Source organism: Sphaerospermopsis sp. LEGE 08334 (genome assembly GCF_015207205.1).
Classification (GTDB): Bacteria; Cyanobacteriota; Cyanobacteriia; order Cyanobacteriales; family Nostocaceae; genus Sphaerospermopsis.
Genome location: NZ_JADEXH010000115.1, coordinates 1 through 1,093 on the forward strand (window position 1 = coordinate 1; position 1,093 = coordinate 1,093).

Sequence of the window (1,093 nt, forward strand, 5' to 3'; positions counted from 1 at the left end):
CAGAAATGTTGAATGTCGTTACAAAAGTTTACATATTCAGTTATAGTAGTCCTATTAAGGGTGAAAATGTTAACATCTCATGATATCTTCCATCCAATGAACATAACTAATTTGTTGACACATACAAGCTTGAAGATAGCGGAATTTATCTAACATTTTATTACCCCATTCTTGAGGAACAGATACAAGTTGTAAAATTAGATAAGCGATGAGACTGGCATAAATTTGTATGCCAATACCATTAACATTTTTGGTAATTAATCTATCTAGTTTTAGGTGCATCTTTAAGAATTTCCATAATAATTCAACTCCCCAACGTAACCGGTAAATATCCCTGATTTCATCATCTGTAACTGCTGCCTCTCCATCTGACGGTAAATTCGTGACTAAGCGAAATTCAGTTTTAGTTTCTAAATCACAAAAATTAACTACCCTATAAGCGTGAGCATCACTCGCTGAACCGATTTTGACTAATCCAGTTCCCGATTCAAATTCTAGTTTCCAATTATTCTTAATTCGCACTACAAAATATTTGTCTTTTTGCACTAATTCCTGCATAAAATTTAGTCCCGCAAAACCTCTATCCATTACCCCAAAAGCATCTTGCGGTAAATTAGACATCATTGATGAACCAAATGTATAATCATGATTATGTCCAAAATTTATCAAATTATCTTCTGGACTTCCTGTTGACAGATTGAGGGAACTAAAAAGTTTTACTTGATGATGTCCTAAAACCCATAGTAACTTACTTGTTAAGGTAATTACTGTAGAATCAATTGGACAAATGGCGTATTTATCATGTAACTTTTTGTGAGCTTTTTTCTGGACTAATTTATTCAATTGATGATAAATCTTTTGGAAGATTTCTTGATTTCTGTGTGTGTTAGCCTTGGAAAAAGTCGAAATCCTTACATCAATCCCTGTATTGTTTAATCTTTTAAATAAGTCCCTCATACTTGTTAAACTATTATCCAAGGCATAACCTAACCAACACTCAACGTAAAGACGGGTGTTCAAAACCGGATAATCATTTTTTGGCAAGGATTTGAGGATGTCTTTGACAATCTTGGGAAATGAATTTATAATCATG

At 33.0% G+C, this 1,093-nt stretch carries 1 protein-coding gene; it reads right to left on the reverse strand.

The window, feature by feature from the left end; all coding sequences use genetic code 11:
* Nucleotides 1-69: 69 nt before the first annotated feature.
* Nucleotides 70-1,092: an IS4 family transposase gene (locus IQ237_RS25970; protein ID WP_194060115.1), complete on the reverse strand. Its 1,023-nt coding sequence runs from the start codon at nucleotides 1,090-1,092 to the stop codon at nucleotides 70-72.
* Nucleotide 1,093 lies beyond the last annotated feature (1 nt).